Annotated in this window: 14 protein-coding genes and 1 pseudogene; 2 read left to right on the top strand and 13 right to left on the bottom strand. The window is 65.9% G+C overall.

Features of this window, described 5'->3' with window-relative positions:
* Positions 1 to 5 precede the first annotated feature (5 nt).
* The gene (locus tag CON76_RS11065; RefSeq protein WP_101103406.1) at positions 6 to 452 is read left to right on the top strand and encodes an acyl-CoA thioesterase; all 447 of its coding nucleotides are present in this window, start codon (positions 6 to 8) and stop codon (positions 450 to 452) included.
* Position 453: 1 nt separating this feature from the next.
* Here the strand turns inward: CON76_RS11065 and CON76_RS11060 are convergent, their stop codons facing one another.
* Positions 454 to 1,200: a protein-methionine-sulfoxide reductase heme-binding subunit MsrQ gene (locus CON76_RS11060; RefSeq protein WP_169929048.1), complete on the bottom strand. Its 747-nt coding sequence runs from the start codon at positions 1,198 to 1,200 to the stop codon at positions 454 to 456.
* Between the two features lie 78 nt (positions 1,201 to 1,278).
* Between CON76_RS11060 and nagZ the strand changes: the two genes are divergently transcribed.
* Positions 1,279 to 2,364 carry a beta-N-acetylhexosaminidase gene (gene nagZ, locus CON76_RS11055; RefSeq protein ID WP_101103404.1) on the top strand — a complete coding sequence of 362 codons (1,086 nt, stop codon included), beginning with the start codon at positions 1,279 to 1,281 and terminating at the stop codon, positions 2,362 to 2,364.
* A 21-nt stretch (positions 2,365 to 2,385) separates the two neighbouring features.
* Here nagZ and accD read toward each other — a convergent pair whose 3' ends face one another.
* The 12 genes and pseudogenes from accD to CON76_RS10995 all read right to left on the bottom strand — a co-directional run bounded on the left by accD (position 2,386) and on the right by CON76_RS10995 (position 15,841).
* Complete coding sequence (gene accD / locus CON76_RS11050; protein WP_101103403.1) at positions 2,386 to 3,258, bottom strand: acetyl-CoA carboxylase, carboxyltransferase subunit beta; 873 nt, start codon at positions 3,256 to 3,258, stop codon at positions 2,386 to 2,388.
* A gap of 36 nt (positions 3,259 to 3,294) precedes the next feature.
* Positions 3,295 to 4,113, bottom strand: coding sequence for a tryptophan synthase subunit alpha (trpA, locus tag CON76_RS11045; RefSeq protein WP_101103402.1), 819 nt, complete (start codon positions 4,111 to 4,113; stop codon positions 3,295 to 3,297).
* Positions 4,114 to 4,125: 12 nt separating this feature from the next.
* Positions 4,126 to 5,427: a tryptophan synthase subunit beta gene (gene trpB / locus CON76_RS11040; protein ID WP_101103401.1), complete on the bottom strand. Its 1,302-nt coding sequence runs from the start codon at positions 5,425 to 5,427 to the stop codon at positions 4,126 to 4,128.
* 114 nt (positions 5,428 to 5,541) lie between these two features.
* The gene (locus tag CON76_RS11035; RefSeq protein WP_101103400.1) at positions 5,542 to 6,228 is read right to left on the bottom strand and encodes a phosphoribosylanthranilate isomerase; all 687 of its coding nucleotides are present in this window, start codon (positions 6,226 to 6,228) and stop codon (positions 5,542 to 5,544) included.
* A gap of 90 nt (positions 6,229 to 6,318) precedes the next feature.
* Positions 6,319 to 7,107 (bottom strand): tRNA pseudouridine(38-40) synthase TruA, encoded by a 789-nt coding sequence (gene truA / locus CON76_RS11030; protein WP_101103399.1) that lies wholly within the window; start codon positions 7,105 to 7,107, stop codon positions 6,319 to 6,321.
* A complete protein-coding gene (locus tag CON76_RS11025) occupies positions 7,104 to 9,473 on the bottom strand; it encodes a motility hub landmark protein FimV (RefSeq protein WP_145995431.1) in 2,370 nt (789 codons plus the stop codon). Before CON76_RS11025 ends, truA begins: the two co-directional genes overlap by 4 nt.
* A 191-nt stretch (positions 9,474 to 9,664) precedes the next feature.
* Complete coding sequence (asd, locus tag CON76_RS11020; RefSeq protein WP_101103397.1) at positions 9,665 to 10,783, bottom strand: aspartate-semialdehyde dehydrogenase; 1,119 nt, start codon at positions 10,781 to 10,783, stop codon at positions 9,665 to 9,667.
* A 41-nt stretch (positions 10,784 to 10,824) separates the two neighbouring features.
* Positions 10,825 to 11,913 carry a 3-isopropylmalate dehydrogenase gene (gene leuB, locus CON76_RS11015; RefSeq protein ID WP_101103396.1) on the bottom strand — a complete coding sequence of 363 codons (1,089 nt, stop codon included), beginning with the start codon at positions 11,911 to 11,913 and terminating at the stop codon, positions 10,825 to 10,827.
* An 84-nt stretch (positions 11,914 to 11,997) separates the two neighbouring features.
* Positions 11,998 to 12,651 carry a 3-isopropylmalate dehydratase small subunit gene (leuD, locus tag CON76_RS11010; RefSeq protein WP_101103395.1) on the bottom strand — a complete coding sequence of 218 codons (654 nt, stop codon included), beginning with the start codon at positions 12,649 to 12,651 and terminating at the stop codon, positions 11,998 to 12,000.
* A gap of 11 nt (positions 12,652 to 12,662) precedes the next feature.
* Positions 12,663 to 14,084: a 3-isopropylmalate dehydratase large subunit gene (gene leuC / locus CON76_RS11005; RefSeq protein ID WP_101103433.1), complete on the bottom strand. Its 1,422-nt coding sequence runs from the start codon at positions 14,082 to 14,084 to the stop codon at positions 12,663 to 12,665.
* Positions 14,085 to 14,217: 133 nt separating this feature from the next.
* Positions 14,218 to 15,525 (bottom strand): annotated as a pseudogene (locus CON76_RS11000) (citrate synthase); the annotation flags it as partial.
* A 16-nt stretch (positions 15,526 to 15,541) separates the two neighbouring features.
* Positions 15,542 to 15,841 (bottom strand): FAD assembly factor SdhE, encoded by a 300-nt coding sequence (locus CON76_RS10995; protein ID WP_101103394.1) that lies wholly within the window; start codon positions 15,839 to 15,841, stop codon positions 15,542 to 15,544.
* Positions 15,842 to 15,850: the final 9 nt, after the last annotated feature.

The following is a 15,850-nucleotide window of genomic DNA, read 5'->3' as shown; positions in this document are numbered from 1 at the left end:
CCGGTATGGCCCGCATCCAGTTTCAACTGCCGCAACGCTTCACGTTTTCGACCGAAGTGCAGGTGTACATCGGCCACATCAACCACGGCCACCACTTGGACAACGCCCGTTTGTTGGGTCTGGTGTCGGAGGGGCGGGTGCGTTTCTTTCGCGCCTTGGGCTACGCCAATGAACTCGATTTGGACGGCATGACCGTTGCCGTGGGCGATGTGGTGGTGCAGTACGTGAGTGAAGCCTTCTACGGCGAAACCCTGCGCATCGAGTTGTTGCCCGACGATGCCAGCCGTTACGGCTTCGATCTGGTGTTCCGCCTGAGCGAGGCCACTACCGCACGCGAGGTGGCCCGTGGCAAGCTGGGCATGGTGTTTATCGACCCTGCCACCAAGCGTGCCACGCCCATCCCCGACACCTTCCGCCAGCGTTTGCAGGGCTACAGCCTGCCCGCCGCCTGAATCAGTGGCAACCGCAGCCGCTGTTGCGTGACTTGCCGCTGGCGCTGTTGCTGCACCAGTTGTCCGCCACACCTTGGCCTTGCCACAGCCCGGTGGCGGGTGGTGGTGGGGTGTGAGCCTTGGCGTGCAAACGCCAGCCCAGCACGGCGGCCAGCCAGGCGGCGTGCAGCAGCATCCAACCGTAGCGTTGGGCCGCCCAGCCTGCCCAGACTTCATGCAGCACGGCCAGCAAGGCCACCGCATAAACCAGTTGGTGCAGCTTGTTCCACAGTGGGCCTTGCAGCCACCGCACGGCCCAGTTGGAGGCCGTCAAGGCCAGCGGCAGCATCAGCACCCCAGCGGCCAACCCCAGCGCAGGCATGGGGCTGGTGGCAAAATCGTGCCGGATTTCGCTCCACAGCCAAAACCGGTCCAGCCCCGCATACGCCAGCAGGTGCAACAGCGCGTACGCAAATGCCGCCAGCCCCAAACTGCGCCGCCAGCGCAACAGGCTGTGCAACCCCGCTCTGTGCCGCAACGGTGTGATGCTCAAGGTGGCCAGCAAAAGGTGTGTGGCCCACAAGCCGCTGTCGCGCACCAGCGCGGCCACCTCCAACGCGCCTTGCCGGTGCAGCCAGCCCCAGTGCAACGCTGGCAGCGCGCACAGCAACCACAACACGCCCTTGCACCACGCGGGCAGCAGCCAGCGGTTCAGGCGGGTGGCCCAAGTGTCTGGAAGGGTCGGGGGCAAGGAGGCGGGCGTGTTCATAGCCGCAAGCATACTCCCGCCAGAATAGCCGCAACGCCGTGCGGGCTACGCCGTTACCCGGTGTGGCACACTTTGCGCATGACCCCACACGCTCCCCTCATCATCGACATTGCCGGTACCACCCTGACCAAGACCGACAAACAACGCCTGCGCCACCCGCTGGTGGGCGGCGTGATTCTGTTTGGTCGCAACTGGAGCGACCGCCAGCAACTGACCAAACTGTGCCGCAAGATCAAAAAAGTGCGGCCCGATGCGCTGATCTGCGTAGATCACGAAGGCGGGCGCGTACAACGCTTCAAAACCGATGGCTTTACCCACCTGCCACCCATGCGCGCCTTGGGCGAGCTGTGGCTTACGGGCGAAGGGGCCGACACTGGCGCAGCCGCGTTGCGTGCTTGCAACGCCGCTACCGCCACCGGTTACGTGTTGGGGGCCGAGTTGCGTGCTTGCGGGGTGGACTTCAGCTTTGCCCCCGTGCTGGATTTGGACCACGGCGGCAGCGGTGTGATCGGCGACCGTGCCTTTGCCCGCGATGCCCGCATGGTCACGTTGTTGGCGCAAGCCCTGCTGCACGGTTTGCGCCAGGCGGGCATGGCCAACTGCGGCAAGCACTTTCCGGGGCACGGCTATGCGGTGGCCGATTCGCACGTGGATGTGCCGGTGGACGAACGCCCGCTGGCCACCCTATTGGCCGATGACGCGGCCCCGTACGGCTGGTTGAGCGCCAGCCTCAGCAGTGTGATGCCCGCACACGTCATTTACCCGCAGGTGGACAACCGCCCAGCGGGCTTTTCAGCGCGCTGGTTGCAAGACATCCTGCGCCGCGAGCTGGGGTTCCAAGGCGCGGTGTTCAGCGACGACCTGAGTATGGCCGGGGCACGCCAGATCGAGGGCCGTACCGTCAGCCCGACCGAGGCCGCTGTGGCCGCGCTGCAAGCGGGTTGCGACATGGTGTTGCTGTGCAACCAGTCGCTGGTGGACGACGGTGCCCCGCTGGAGGCGTGGCTGGACGGCATGACCGAAGCCTTGCTCAAGCACCAGTGGCGGCCCAGCACCGCCAGCGAACAACGCCGCCTGGCCTTGCTGCCCACCATGCCCGCCCAGCCGTGGGACGATCTGATGTGTGAGCCGCGTTACATACACGCGCTGGGCCTGCTGCCCTGACGGCGCGGTGTGTGGGGCGTTTTATGCCACCACGTCGGCGCTTTGGCGTTGCAGCATGGCCAGCACATTGGCCACGGTATGGCGCAATTCGCGCCGGTCGCAGATGAAATCGACCGCGCCTTTTGTTTGCAGGAATTCGGCGCGCTGGAAGCCTTCAGGCAGCTTGACGCGCACGGTGTTTTCAATCACACGTGGCCCGGCAAAGCCGATCAAGGCCTTGGGTTCTGCAATCACCACATCGCCCACAAAGGCAAACCCGGCGGACACACCGCCCATGGTCGGGTCGGTCAGCACGCTGATGTAGGGCAAGCCCCGCTTGGCCAAGCGCGTCAGGGCCGCGTTGGTTTTGGCCATCTGCATCAGGCTCAGCAGGCCTTCCTGCATGCGTGCGCCACCGGTGGCGGTGAAGCACAGAAACGGCAGGTTGTGCGCGATGGCGTGTTCCACCCCGCGCACAAAGCGTTCGCCCACCACGCTGCCCATCGAGCCGCCCATGAAGTCAAACTCGAAGCACGCCACCACCAGCGGCACGCTGTGGACGCTGCCCGCCATGACCACCAGGGCATCGGTTTCGTGGGTGGTCTCGTGCGCTTCTTTCAGGCGTTCGGGGTACTTGCGGCTGTCCTTGAACTTGAGCGCATCGAGCGGCTGCACTTCTTGCCCGATTTCGACGCGGTTCTCACCGTCCAGAAACACGTTGAGGCGTGCGCGCGCGCCTATGCGGTGGTGGTGGGCGCAATGCGGGCACACGTTCTGGTTGTTTTCCAGATCGGTCTTGTACAGCACCGCGTCGCAACTCGGGCACTTGATCCACAACCCTTCCGGGATGGTGCGGCGGGCACTGGGGTCCGAGGGCGAGATTTTGGGGGGCAGCAGTTTTTCCAACCACGACATGCTGTGTTTCCTTGCCTTGAATTCGGGAAGGCGCGATTATGCGCGCAGAGCGTCCAGTGCCTGACGGATGCCGTGCAGGAACTCACCCGCCACCGCCGCCACTTGTTCACGCGGTGCGTTCTCAATCAATTGGATGATTTTGGTGCCGATCACCACCGCGTCGGCACTGCGGCCCACGGCGCAGGCGGTGGCCGCATCGCGGATGCCAAAGCCCACGCCAACAGGGGTTTGCACGTGTTGGCGGATGCGCGGCAGCATGGCCTCGACCGCTGCGGTGTCCAAGTGGCCTGCGCCCGTCACGCCCTTGAGCGAGACGTAGTACACGTAGCCGCTGGCGATGCGCCCGACCTGCGCCATGCGTTCGTCGCTGCTGGTGGGGGCCAGCAGAAAGATCAAGTCCAGCCCGTGCGCCTTGAGGTTGGCGGCAAACGCTTCGCACTCCTCGGGCGGGTAGTCCACGATCAACACACCATCCACGCCAGCAGCGGCTGCATCGCGGGCAAAACTGTGCGGGCCATGCTTGAGCTCGTAGCGTTCCACCGGGTTGGCGTAGCCCATCAACACCACGGGGGTGGTGGCGTTGGTCTGGCGGAAGGTGCGCACCATGTCCAGCACCTGCGCCATGCCAATGCCACAGGCCAGGGCCTTCTCGCCCGCCTTCTGGATTACCGGGCCGTCGGCCATCGGGTCGGAAAACGGCACGCCCAGCTCGATGATATCGGCACCGGCGGCCACCATCGCGTGCATCAGCTCAGGCGTGATGTCGGCAAACGGAAAACCAGCGGTCACGTAGGGAATCAGCGCCTTGCGGCCCTGGGCCTGCAACGCTTGCAACGTGGGTTCAATGCGGCTCATGGCGGTGCGCTTTCAGGGTTTAATCAGGGTGATGGGTTGCTCGGTACCGCCCTTGACGGACTGGCCCCGGCAGCTTGGGCGGCAGTAAAAGTCGGCTTGCGACAGGTCGGCCACGGTGCCAATGTCCTTGTCGCCCCGGCCCGACAGGTTGACCAGGATGGTCTGGTCGGGGCGCATGGTCTTGGCCAGCTTCATGGCGTAGGCCAGCGCATGGCTCGATTCCAGCGCCGGGATGATGCCTTCGGTGCGGCACAGGTAGTGGAACGCTTCCAGCGCCTCGGTGTCGGTGATGCCGACGTATTCGGCGCGGCCAATGTCCTTCAGGTAGGCGTGTTCCGGGCCGACACCGGGGTAATCCAGCCCGGCGCTGACGCTGTGGGTTTCGGTGATCTGGCCGTTGTCGTCTTGCAGAATGTAGGTGCGGTTGCCGTGCAGCACACCAGGCTGGCCCAGTTGCAGCGAGGCTGAGTGCTTGCCGCTGTCCAGCCCTTCACCGGCGGCTTCCACGCCAATCAGGCGCGTGGCATCGTGCGCGATGTAGGGGTAGAAAATGCCCATGGCGTTGCTGCCACCGCCCACGCAGGCCACCACCGCATCGGGTTGCAGTTCGGTGCCGTTGCCGGGCAGGCGCAGGTCTTCGAGCATCTCGGGCATTTGCTTGAGGCACTCCTCGCCAATCACGCTTTGGAAGTCGCGCACCATCATGGGGTAGGGGTGCGGCCCAGCCACGGTGCCGATGATGTAGAAGGTGTTCTCGACGTTGGTGACCCAGTCGCGCATGGCCTCGTTGAGCGCGTCTTTGAGCGTCTTGCTGCCGGATTCGACCGGCACCACGGTCGCGCCCAGCAGCTTCATGCGGTACACGTTGGGGCTTTGGCGTTTCACGTCCTCGGCACCCATGTAGACGATGCACTCCAGCCCATAGCGCGCACAGATGGTGGCGGTGGCCACGCCGTGCTGGCCCGCGCCGGTTTCGGCAATGATGCGCGGCTTGCCCATGCGCTTGGCCAGCATCGCTTGGCCGATCACGTTGTTGATCTTGTGCGCGCCGGTGTGGTTGAGGTCTTCGCGCTTCAAAAAAATCTGTGCGCCGCCCATCTCGCGGCTGGTGCGTGCGGCGTGGTAAATGGGGCTGGGGCGGCCCACAAAGTGCTTGAGCTCGTACTTGAACTCGGCCAGAAACGCCGGATCGTGCTGGTACTTGGCGTAGGCGTCCTTGAGCTCCTGGATGGCGTGGGTCAGCGTCTCGCTGATGAAGCTGCCGCCGTAGGGGCCAAAGTGGCCACGGGTGTCGGGTTGGTGGTATTCGAACATGGTTCGCACTTTCACTAGGGGTGGGTCAACGCTGCAGGAGCGCCACACGCACGGTGGAGCCCACTGCAGCACTCACGCTGAAACAGGGGAAGGGATGATGGCACTCTTGGCGGATCACAGCGCATCGGCCTGACGCACCGCCGCCACAAAACGGTCGATCAGCTCCGGGTGTTTGATGCCTTTGGCACTTTCCACGCCCGAACTCACATCCACCGCCCACGGACGCACCAGACGGATGCCTGCGCTCACGTTCGCAGGGGTCAACCCGCCGGACAACACCAGCCGGGTGCTGGCGCTGAGCTGCGGGTGCGACCAGTCAAAGGCGCTCCAGTCGAAGGCGTGTCCGCCGCCGCCGTAGCCCTGAACCTGGGCGTCCAGCAAGATGGCTTGCGCATGGCTGAAATCCCGGGCGTATTGTAGGAGGTCAAAGCCGCGTGCGGCATCGCCCAGCGGTACACGGGCGGCGCGCACGTAGGGGTGGCCCTGTGCCAGGGTGGCGCACTGGGCCGGGGTTTCGTCGCCGTGGAACTGCAGCAGCGCGTTGGGCACGGCGTGCAGGCCCGCTTGCACCTCGGCCAGGCTGGCGTTGACGAACAGCAGCACCGGCGTGACGAAGGGGGGCAGCAGCCGCGCCAGCTCCGCCGCCCGCACCGGCGTGACCGCGCGTGGGCTGGGGGCGTACAGCACAAAACCGATGGCGTCGGCCCCGGCCTGTACCGCCGCTTGCACGTCGGCCTCGCGCGTCAGGCCACAGATTTTGATGCGGGTGCGGTGCGGCAGGGGGTGGGAAGAGGAGGGCATACAGCGGGACAGGGGGCGGGCACAACAACAGGCGGGCAGAAGGCAAAGGGCGTGGCCGGGGCGGCGGCGCTGGTGCTGGTGCTGGTGCTGTCAGGCGGGCAGCCAGTCCAGGCCGGGCATGGCGTCGGGCAGGCCCCAGCGGGCATCGTACACCGGGCCGACGAAATACAGCCCGTCGGGGGCAAAGGTGGGCGCGGCGGCGTCGCGGCTGCGGGCGGCCAGCACCTCGGCCATCCAGCCGGGCGGGCGCAGGCCCTGGCCCACCAGCAGCAGGCAGCCCATCAGGTTGCGGATCATGTGGTGCAGGAAGGCGTTGGCCTCGAAGTCGAAGCGCCAGTACGCACCGTGGCGGCGGATGCTGATGCGGTGCATGTGCTTGACCGGGCTCAAGGCCTGGCACTGCGCGGCGCGGAAGGAGCTGAAGTCGTGTTCGCCCAGCAGGTGCTGCGCGCCGGCTTGCATGGCGGCCAAGTCCAGTGGCCGGAACACCCAGCCAACCCGGCCCGCTTCCAGGCTGGGCCGCACCGGCGATTCGAGCACGATGTAGCTGTAGCGCCGTGCGGTGGCGCTGGCGCGGGAATGGAACTCGGTGGGCACCTCGCGCGCCCATTGCACCGCCACGTCCAGTGGCAGGTAGCGGTTGGTGCCGCGCACCCAGGAGTTCATGGCGCGCGTGATGTCGGTGTCGAAATGCACCACCTGCCCCAGGCCATGCACGCCCGCGTCGGTGCGGCCTGCGCACAGGGTGTGGATGTTGTCCACATCGGCAAACTGGGCCAGCGCGCGCTCCAGCCGGTCTTGCACCGTCTTGCCGTCGGGCTGGCTTTGCCAGCCGTGGTAGGCGCTGCCCAGGTAGCTGACGCCGAGCGCGATTCTCACACCAATCGGGCCAGGAAGGCCTGTGCGCGCGCTTGCAGGTCGCCAGTGGCTTCCTTGGCCACTTCCTCGGCCAGCGAACGCGCACCTTCCTCGTCGCCGATGGCTTCAAATTCCTGCGCCAGCGACAGCTTGGTCTCCAGCGGATTCGGGCCCGCCGGGGCGTTCTCGAGGTCTTCCAGGTCGGGCAGCTCGTCGAAGTTGGCCTCGGGCGCGGGCTCGGTGGGTGCGGGCGTGGCGGGTTCGGTGTTGAAGTCCAGGCCGATGTCGTTGGGCGAGGCGGTGGGCTCGGGCAGTCCGGCGTCGAGGTCGAAGTCGAAGTCCATCGGGTCGGCGGCGGCGGGCGCCGGGGCCACGGTGGGCGCGGGGGTGTCGTCCAGGCCCAGGTTGAACGGGTCGTCGTCGCTGGCCAGCGGGGGGGCGGTGGCTGGGGCCGGGTTCAGGCTGGGGTCGTCAAAGTCGAAATCGAAGTCGCTGGCGGCGCTGTCGGCGGCGGGTTCGGCCGCCGGAGGCAGGTTGAGGTCGAAGTCCAGCGCGGGCGGGGTGGCGGCTTCCTCGGCGGCGCGGGCCGCAGCGTCGGCGGCGGCCTTGGCGGCCAGCGCAGCGGCGGCGTCCTGGCTGCGGTAGAGCGGGTTGTCGGGGTCGAGCGCGTAGCCCATCTCGCGCGCAATCTCCCAGTCGGGGCCATTGCCTTGCGTCAGGGCGTACACGTCCTTGGCCAGGGCCTCGAAGGCGCTCTGGTCGCCGCGCTGGGCCTGGATCTCCAGCAGCTTGTGGTAGATCGCCAGCCGGTCGGGTTCGGTGCGCAGGGCTTCGAGCAGGATTTCCTCGGCCTGGCGGTCGCGGCCGTAGCTGAGGAAGACGTCGGCCTCGGCCACCGGATCGACCGGCTCGGGCGGTGGCGGCTCGGTGACAGGTGGCTCGGTTGGTGCGGGGGTCTGCGCCTCTGTGGGGGCTTCGGTGTCGGCGGGCGGTTCGTCGTCGTCCACCGTGGCCAGCAGGGTGGGTGGCGTGGCGGCGGCCAGCGCGGCGGCAAAGGGCGTGGCTTCCTCGGCGGGCTGGGCCTGCTTGCGCTGGCGCCAGCGCCAGAACGCCAGCCCACCCAGCGCCGCAGCGGCCAGGCCACCGGCACCGCCCAGCAGCCAGGGGTTGCTCAGCAGGCTCTCGGGCTCGGGGGTGGGGGCCGGGGTGGGTGGCTCTGTGGGTTCGGGCAGTGGCACCACGGCGGGCAGTGGCGGCACGATGCTGGGCGTCTCGGGCACTTCCACTTCTGGCGCGGGCGGGGCCACTTCGGGCGCTGCGGTCGGGGTCTCGGCGCTGGCCTGGTCGATCTGTTGCAGCTCTTGCAGGTTGCGTTTGAGCTCGGCCTCGCGCGCCTCGCGTTCGGCGCGTTCCTTGTCGGCGGCGATCTGGTCTTCGGGCGTGGGCGCTGCGGCTGGCGCGGTCGGCTTGGACAGCGTGAGCTTGTCGGTGGGCGCGGCGGCGGTCTTGGGCTCGCTGACCTCGGCCTGCACCTGGCCGCTGGCCTGGCGCTCGGCGTTGGCCTGCTGGGGCTGGGCCGCACCGGCCAGGCGGCGGCGGAATTCGTTGAAGTCGCGGCTTTGCGCGGCAATCAGTTGCCGGGCTTCGTCGGGGTTGATGGAGGCCACATCGGCGCGGCTGGGCATGTCCAGCACCGCGCCGGTCTTGAGGCGGTTGATGTTGTTGTCGATGAAGGCGTTGGGGTTGGCACGCAGCATGCCCACCAGCATCTGGTCCAGCGACACGCCCCGGTAGCGCCGCGCGTTGGCCAGTTCGCTGGCAGTGTCCCCAGCGCGCACCCGCACCCCGCGCGGGGCGGGCCGGGCGGCGGCATTGCGCGCGGGGGCCGCCGTGGCCTGCGGTGCGGCGCCGGCAGCGGGCGCTGGTGTGGTGGCCGCTGGCACGGGTTCTGGGGCGGGCGTGCGCAGGTCGGGCGGATCAAACAGCAGCGTGTAGCTGCGCTGCGAGGTGCCGCTGCTCGACTGCGCCTGCACCAGCAAGTCCACAAACGGCGTGTTGACGGCCTGGTTGCCGCTGATGCGCACCACAGTGCGGCCATCGGGGCGCTGGACTACGTCAAACCTGACACCATTGAGCGCCGGGCTGCGCTCCACGTTGGCGGCCTGGAACTGGGCGGCGGGCGCCACGCCAATCTGCAGGCTGAGGCGTTCCTCGGCGGTGATGCGCGTGATCTCCAGCTCCGCCTGCAGCGGCTCGCCCAAGCTCGACTGCACCGCCACGCGGCCCAGCTCCAGCGCCCAAGCCCCCGGGCTGTGCAGCACGCCCAGCAACGCCACCGCCGTGGCCACATGGCCCAGGTTCCAGCGCGGTGATCTGGCTGTGACCACGGAAACCGGAACAGGCGACGGGGCCGTCAAAAGGAACGGGGAATGCTGCACAAAGACCTCAAGCTGTAAAAAGCGACATCACACCTTACCACCAAAACCGCTGCCACCAACACGGCAAAACCGCGCAGCGTGGCGCGGGCGCGACACGCCGGAGCAGGTGCCCGGCGTGTGTGGTCAGGTGCCCACCAGCGTTACGCGTCCAGCAGGATGCGCAACATGCGGCGCAGCGGCTCGGCCGCGCCCCACAGCAGTTGGTCGCCAATCACAAAGGCCGACAGGTACTCCGGGCCCATGTTGAGCTTGCGCACGCGGCCCACGCCCACTTCCAGCCCGCCTGTGATGGCGGCCGGGGTCAGTTCCTTGACGGTGATGGCGCGGTCGTTCTCGACGAACTTCACCCACGGGTTGCCGCCCTTGATGATGGCCTCGATCTCTTCCAGCGGCAGGTCCTTCTTCAACTTCAAGGTCAGCGCCAGGCTGTGGCAACGCATGGCACCAATGCGCACGCACAGGCCGTCTACCGGAATGGTGGCTTCGGTGCCCAGGATCTTGTTGACCTCGGCTTGGCCCTTCCATTCTTCCTTGGATTGGCCGTTGGGCAGTTGCACGTCGATCCACGGAATCAGGCCACCGGCCAGCGGTGCGCCGAAGTATTCGGTCGGCACGTCCTCGCGGATGGTTTTGGCCACTTTGCGGTCGATGTCCAGAATCGCAGAAGCCGGGGTGGCCAGCTCATCGGCCACGGCCGCATGCACCACGCCCATGCCCTTGAGCAGTTCGCGCATGTGGTTGGCACCACCGCCCGACGCGGCCTGGTAGGTCATCGAGCTGACCCACTCCACCAGCCCTTCGCGGAACAGCCCGCCCAAGCCCATCAGCAGGATGGAATTGGTGCAGTTGCCACCAATCCAGTTTTTGCCACCAGCGGCCAGCGCCTTGCGGATCACGCCGTCGTTGACCGGATCGAGCACGATCACGGCATCTTGCTCCATGCGCAGCGACGACGCGGCATCAATCCAGTGGCCGTTCCAGCCCGCAGCGCGCAGCTTGGGGAACACTTCCTTGGTGTAGTCGCCGCCTTGGCAGGTGATGATCACGTCGCACTGGGCCAGCGCGGCGATGTCGTTCGCGTCTTGGAGCGTGTTGTGCGCCTTGGCCTGCGCCGGCGCCTTGCCGCCCGCGTTGGAGGTCGAGAAGAAAATGGGCTCGATGTGGTCGAAGTCGCCTTCAGCGACCATGCGGTCCATCAGCACCGAACCCACCATGCCACGCCAGCCCACCAGGCCGACCAGATTACCGACTTTGCTCATTGCGATTGCCTTTACAAGTTGTTCAACAGGAGGAGGGCGTTTCAGCCCGTCATTTTCTGGTGGCCCAACGCCGCCACCACCGCGTCGCCCATCTGGCTGGTGCTGACCTTGCTGGTGCCTTCAGACCAAATGTCGGCGGTGCGCAGGCCGTGGGCCAGCACCGACTGCACCGCAATCTCGATGCGCTCAGCCGCTTGCGGCTGGTTCAGCGAGAAGCGCAACATCATGGCCGCCGACAAAATGGTGGCCAGCGGGTTGGCAATGCCCTTGCCCGCAATGTCGGGGGCCGAGCCGTGGCTGGGTTCGTACAGGCCTTGGCCCTTGGCGTTGAGGCTGGCCGACGGCAGCATGCCGATGGAGCCGGTCAACATCGAAGCCTCGTCGCTCAGGATGTCACCGAACATGTTGCCGGTCACGATCACGTCAAAGGCCTTGGGCTTCTTGACCAGTTGCATGGCCGCGTTGTCCACGTACATGTGCTCCAGTGCCACGTCTGGGTATTCCTTGTGGACTTGCGTGACCACATCTTTCCAGAACTGGAACGTTTCCAGCACGTTGGCCTTGTCCACGCTGGTCACTTTTTTGTTGCGCTTGCGGGCGGCTTGGAACGCCACGTGGGCAATGCGCTCAATCTCCGGGCGTGAGTAGCGCATGGTGTCAAACGCTTCCTCGGCCCCCGGAAAATGGCCATCGGTGGCCACACGGCGGCCACGCGGCTGGCCGAAGTAAATGTCGCCGGTCAGTTCGCGGATGATGAGGATGTCCAGACCCGCAATCAGCTCGGGCTTCAGGCTGGAGGCCCCCACCAGTTGTTCGTAGCAGATGGCCGGGCGGAAGTTGGCAAACAGGCCCATGTGCTTGCGCAGGCCCAAAATGGCCTGTTCCGGGCGCAGCGGGCGGTCCAGTGTGTCGTACTTCCAGTCGCCCACCGCGCCAAACAGCACCGCATCGGCTTCCATCGCCAGCTTCAGGGTCGATTCGGGTAACGGGTGGCCGTGCGCCTCGTAGGCGGCTCCGCCCACCAGCGCGTGTTCCAGTTCCAGCTTCAAGTCCAGCACATTCAGAACTTTGACCGCTTCGGCCACGATTTCGGTGCCGATGCCATCACCGGGGAGAACTGCAATTTTCATGGTGTCAACAGCCGCCGCAGCGGCCCCAAAAACAGGTCAAACAAATAGGGAGGCCGCCACCCTGCGCGGGGGACGGCCTGGGCCTCAGGCGGCTTGCAGGGTGTGGGCCAGCCAAGGCTTGCTGGCCAAGCGCGCGGCCTCGTAGGCTTGGATCTTGTCCTGGTAGCGCAGCGTCAGGCCAATGTCGTCCAGCCCGTTGAGCAGGCAGTACTTGCGAAACGCATTGACTTCAAAGGCGATCTCTTCGCCATTGGGCTTGACGATGACTTGGCGCTCCAAATCCACGGTGAGCTGGTAGCCGGGGGTGGCGTGGACTGCGTCAAACAGTTGCGCCACCGTGGCCTCGGGCAACACGATGGGCAGCAGGCCGTTCTTGAAGCAGTTGTTGAAGAAGATGTCGGCAAAGCTGGGCGCGATGATGGCGCGAAAGCCATACTGCTCAATCGCCCACGGCGCGTGCTCGCGGCTGGAGCCACAGCCAAAGTTCTTGCGCGCCAACAGCACAGAAGCGCCTTGGTAGCGCGGCTGGTTCAGCACAAAATCCGGGTTGGGCTGGCGGCTGGCCGGATCCTGGCCAGGCTGGCCCACGTCCAAATAGCGCCATTCGTCAAACAGGTTCGGGCCAAAGCCGGTCTTGCGGATTGACTTGAGGAACTGCTTGGGGATGATCGCGTCGGTATCGACGTTTTCGCGGTCCATCGGGGCGACCAGCCCCTGGAGGAGGGTAAACTTTTGCATCTGAAATCCTCTCAAGCGAACGCGCGAACGTCCACGAAATGGCCTTCGATGGCAGCGGCAGCGGCCATGGCCGGGCTGACCAAATGGGTGCGGCCACCCGCGCCCTGGCGGCCTTCAAAGTTGCGGTTGCTGGTGGAGGCGCAACGCTCGCCCGGCTCCAGCCGGTCGGCGTTCATGGCCAGGCACATCGAGCAACCCGGCTCGCGCCATTCAAAGCCTGCCGCCTTGAAGATCTCGTGCAGCCCTTCGGCTTCGGCTTGCGCCTTGACCTGGCCCGAACCCGGCACCACCAGCGCCTGCTTGACGTTGGCGGCCACACGGCGGCCCAGCTTTTGCACGATGGCAGCGGCTTCGCGCATGTCCTCGATACGGCTGTTGGTGCAGGAACCGATGAACACCTTGTCCACCGCCAGGTCGCTCAAGGGCGTACCGGCTTGCAGGCCCATGTAGGCCAGGGCGCGCTCCATGGCGCCACGCTTGTTGGCGTCGGCTTCGTCGGCAGGATTGGGCACGCTGGCGGTGATGGGCAGCACCATCTCGGGCGAGGTGCCCCAGGTGACTTGCGGCAAAATCTGCGCTGCGTCCAGTTCTACCACGGTGTCAAACACCGCGTCGGGGTCGGAATGCAGCGTGCGCCAATAAGCTTCGGCTGCGTCCCATTCGGCCCCGGTGGGGGCCAGCGGGCGGCCCTTGACGTAGGCGATGGTCTTGTCGTCCACCGCCACCAAGCCAGCGCGCGCACCGGCCTCGATCGCCATGTTGCACACCGTCATGCGGCCTTCCACGCTCAGGGCGCTGATGGCGCTGCCACCAAATTCAATGGTGTAGCCGGTGCCGCCGGCGGTGCCAATCTTGCCGATGATGGCCAGCACAATGTCCTTGGCACCACAGCCAGCGGGCAGTTCGCCCTCGACCTTGACCAGCATGTTCTTGGCCTTCTTGGCCAACAGGGTTTGCGTGGCCAGCACATGTTCCACTTCGCTGGTGCCAATGCCGTGTGCCAGTGCGCCAAATGCGCCGTGGGTGGAGGTGTGGCTGTCGCCGCAGACCACGGTCATGCCGGGCAGGGTGGCGCCGTTCTCGGGGCCAACCACGTGCACGATGCCCTGGCGCTGGCTCAGAAACGGGAAGAACGCCGCCGCACCAAACTCGGCAATGTTGGCGTCCAGCGTGGTGATCTGTTCCTTGCTGATCGGGTCGGTGATGCCGTCGTAGCCCAGCTCCCAGCCGGTGGTGGGCGTGTTGTGGTCGGCGGTGGCCACCACCGAGCTGACACGCCAGACCTTGCGCCCGGCCTGGCGCAGGCCCTCGAACGCTTGCGGGCTGGTGACTTCATGCACCAGGTGGCGGTCGATGTAGAGCACGGCGGTGCCGTCTTCTTCGGTGTGGACGACGTGCTCGTCCCAGATCTTGTCGTAAAGGGTGCGTCCCATGCTGGTGTTTCCTTGGTAGCCCGACATTTTATGCCTGAAAAAACAACACCCGCGCGGTGCCACTGCAGAGCGGCCACCGGGCGGGTGCGCGTGCCACCTGGGTCTCAGGTGGCGGGGCGGGGCGTGTCGATCGGCGTTGTGCGATCGGCGACACGTCGCGACGGGGCGAGCCGGTGAACAGTTGGCGCGGACGGCCAATCTTGTACTCGGGGTCGCTGATCATCTCGTTGAGCTGCGCAATCCAGCCCACGGTGCGGGCCAGCGCGAAGATGCCGGTGAACAGGTTGACCGGAATGCCCATGGCGCGCTGCACGATGCCGGAGTAGAAGTCCACGTTCGGGTACAGCTTGCGCGACACGAAGTAGTCGTCTTCCAGCGCGATCTTTTCCAGCTCCTTGGCCAGCTTGAACAGCGGGTCGTTTTCCAGGCCCAGCTCGGCCAGCACCTCGTTGCAGGTTTCCTGCATCAGCTTGGCGCGCGGGTCGTAGTTCTTGTACACGCGGTGGCCAAAACCCATCAGCTTGACGCCGGAGTTCTTGTCCTTGACCTGTTCCATGAACTGGCCCACCTTGGCCACGCCGCCGTTGCGCTGGATGTCTTCCAGCATGTTGAGGCAGGCCTCGTTGGCGCCGCCGTGGGCCGGGCCCCACAGGCAGGCCACACCGGCGGAGATGGCCGCAAACGGGTTGGTGCCCGACGAGCCGCACAGGCGCACGGTGGAGGTGGAGGCGTTTTGCTCGTGGTCGGCGTGCAGGATGAAGATGCGGTCCAGCGCGCGTTCCAGCACCGGGTTGACCTTGTACTCCTCGCACGGGGTGCCGAACATCATGCGCAGGAAGTTGCCGGCGTAGCTCAGGTCGTTCTGCGGGTACATGTAGGGCTGGCCCACGCTGTACTTGTACGCCATCGCCACCAGGGTCGGCATCTTGGCGATCAGGCGGATCGCGGCCACTTCGCGGTGTTCCGGGTTGTTGATGTCGGTGCTGTCGTGGTAGAAGGCCGACAACGCGCCCACCAGACCGGTCAGCACGGCCATCGGGTGTGCGTCGCGGCGGAAGCCACGCAGGAAGAACTGCATCTGCTCGTTCACCATCGTGTGCTGGGTCACGGTGTCGGTGAATTCCTGCTTTTGTGCCGCGTTGGGCAGTTCGCCCTTGAGCAGCAGGTAGCAGGTTTCCAGGAAGTCGCAGTTGGTGGCCAGCTGCTCGATCGGGTAGCCACGGTACAGCAGCTCACCCTTGTCGCCGTCGATGTAGGTGATGGCCGACTGGCACGACGCGGTGGACAGGAAGCCCGGGTCGTAGGTGAACATGCCGGTCTGGGCGTAGAGCTTGCGGATGTCGATCACGTCCGGGCCAATGTTGCCCTGGTACACCGGCAGTTCCACATTGGGGCTGCCGTTGCTGAACGACAGGGTGGCTTTGTTATCAGCGAGTTTCATGCGTTTTCCTCTGTTACTACGGGTGGGCAGAATCGGAAGCCGACTTGGCACGGAGCATGCCAAGCACTTCGATGACGGCAGGGGTGGCCAGCTCCCCTTGAGGTGCGACCCGACCCAGCAACAGATCGAGCAGATCGTTGTCGGACAGATCCATCAACACCGACAAGGCGTTGGCCTGACGAACGGTGAGGCCAGATTCGTGTCTGGCAAAAAACTGCTCGATGAACAGGTCGTTCTCCAGCAGACCACGGCGACAGCGCCACCGCAGTTTGCTCAGGGCGCGCTCGTCGAGCAGGGCGTTGTCGTCGTGGTTCATGGCGTGTCG

The sequence above is a fragment of the Macromonas bipunctata genome, assembly GCF_002837135.1.
Lineage (GTDB): Bacteria > Pseudomonadota > Gammaproteobacteria > Burkholderiales > Burkholderiaceae_C > Macromonas_A > Macromonas_A bipunctata.
This window is presented reverse-complemented; position numbering and strand designations above follow the sequence as displayed.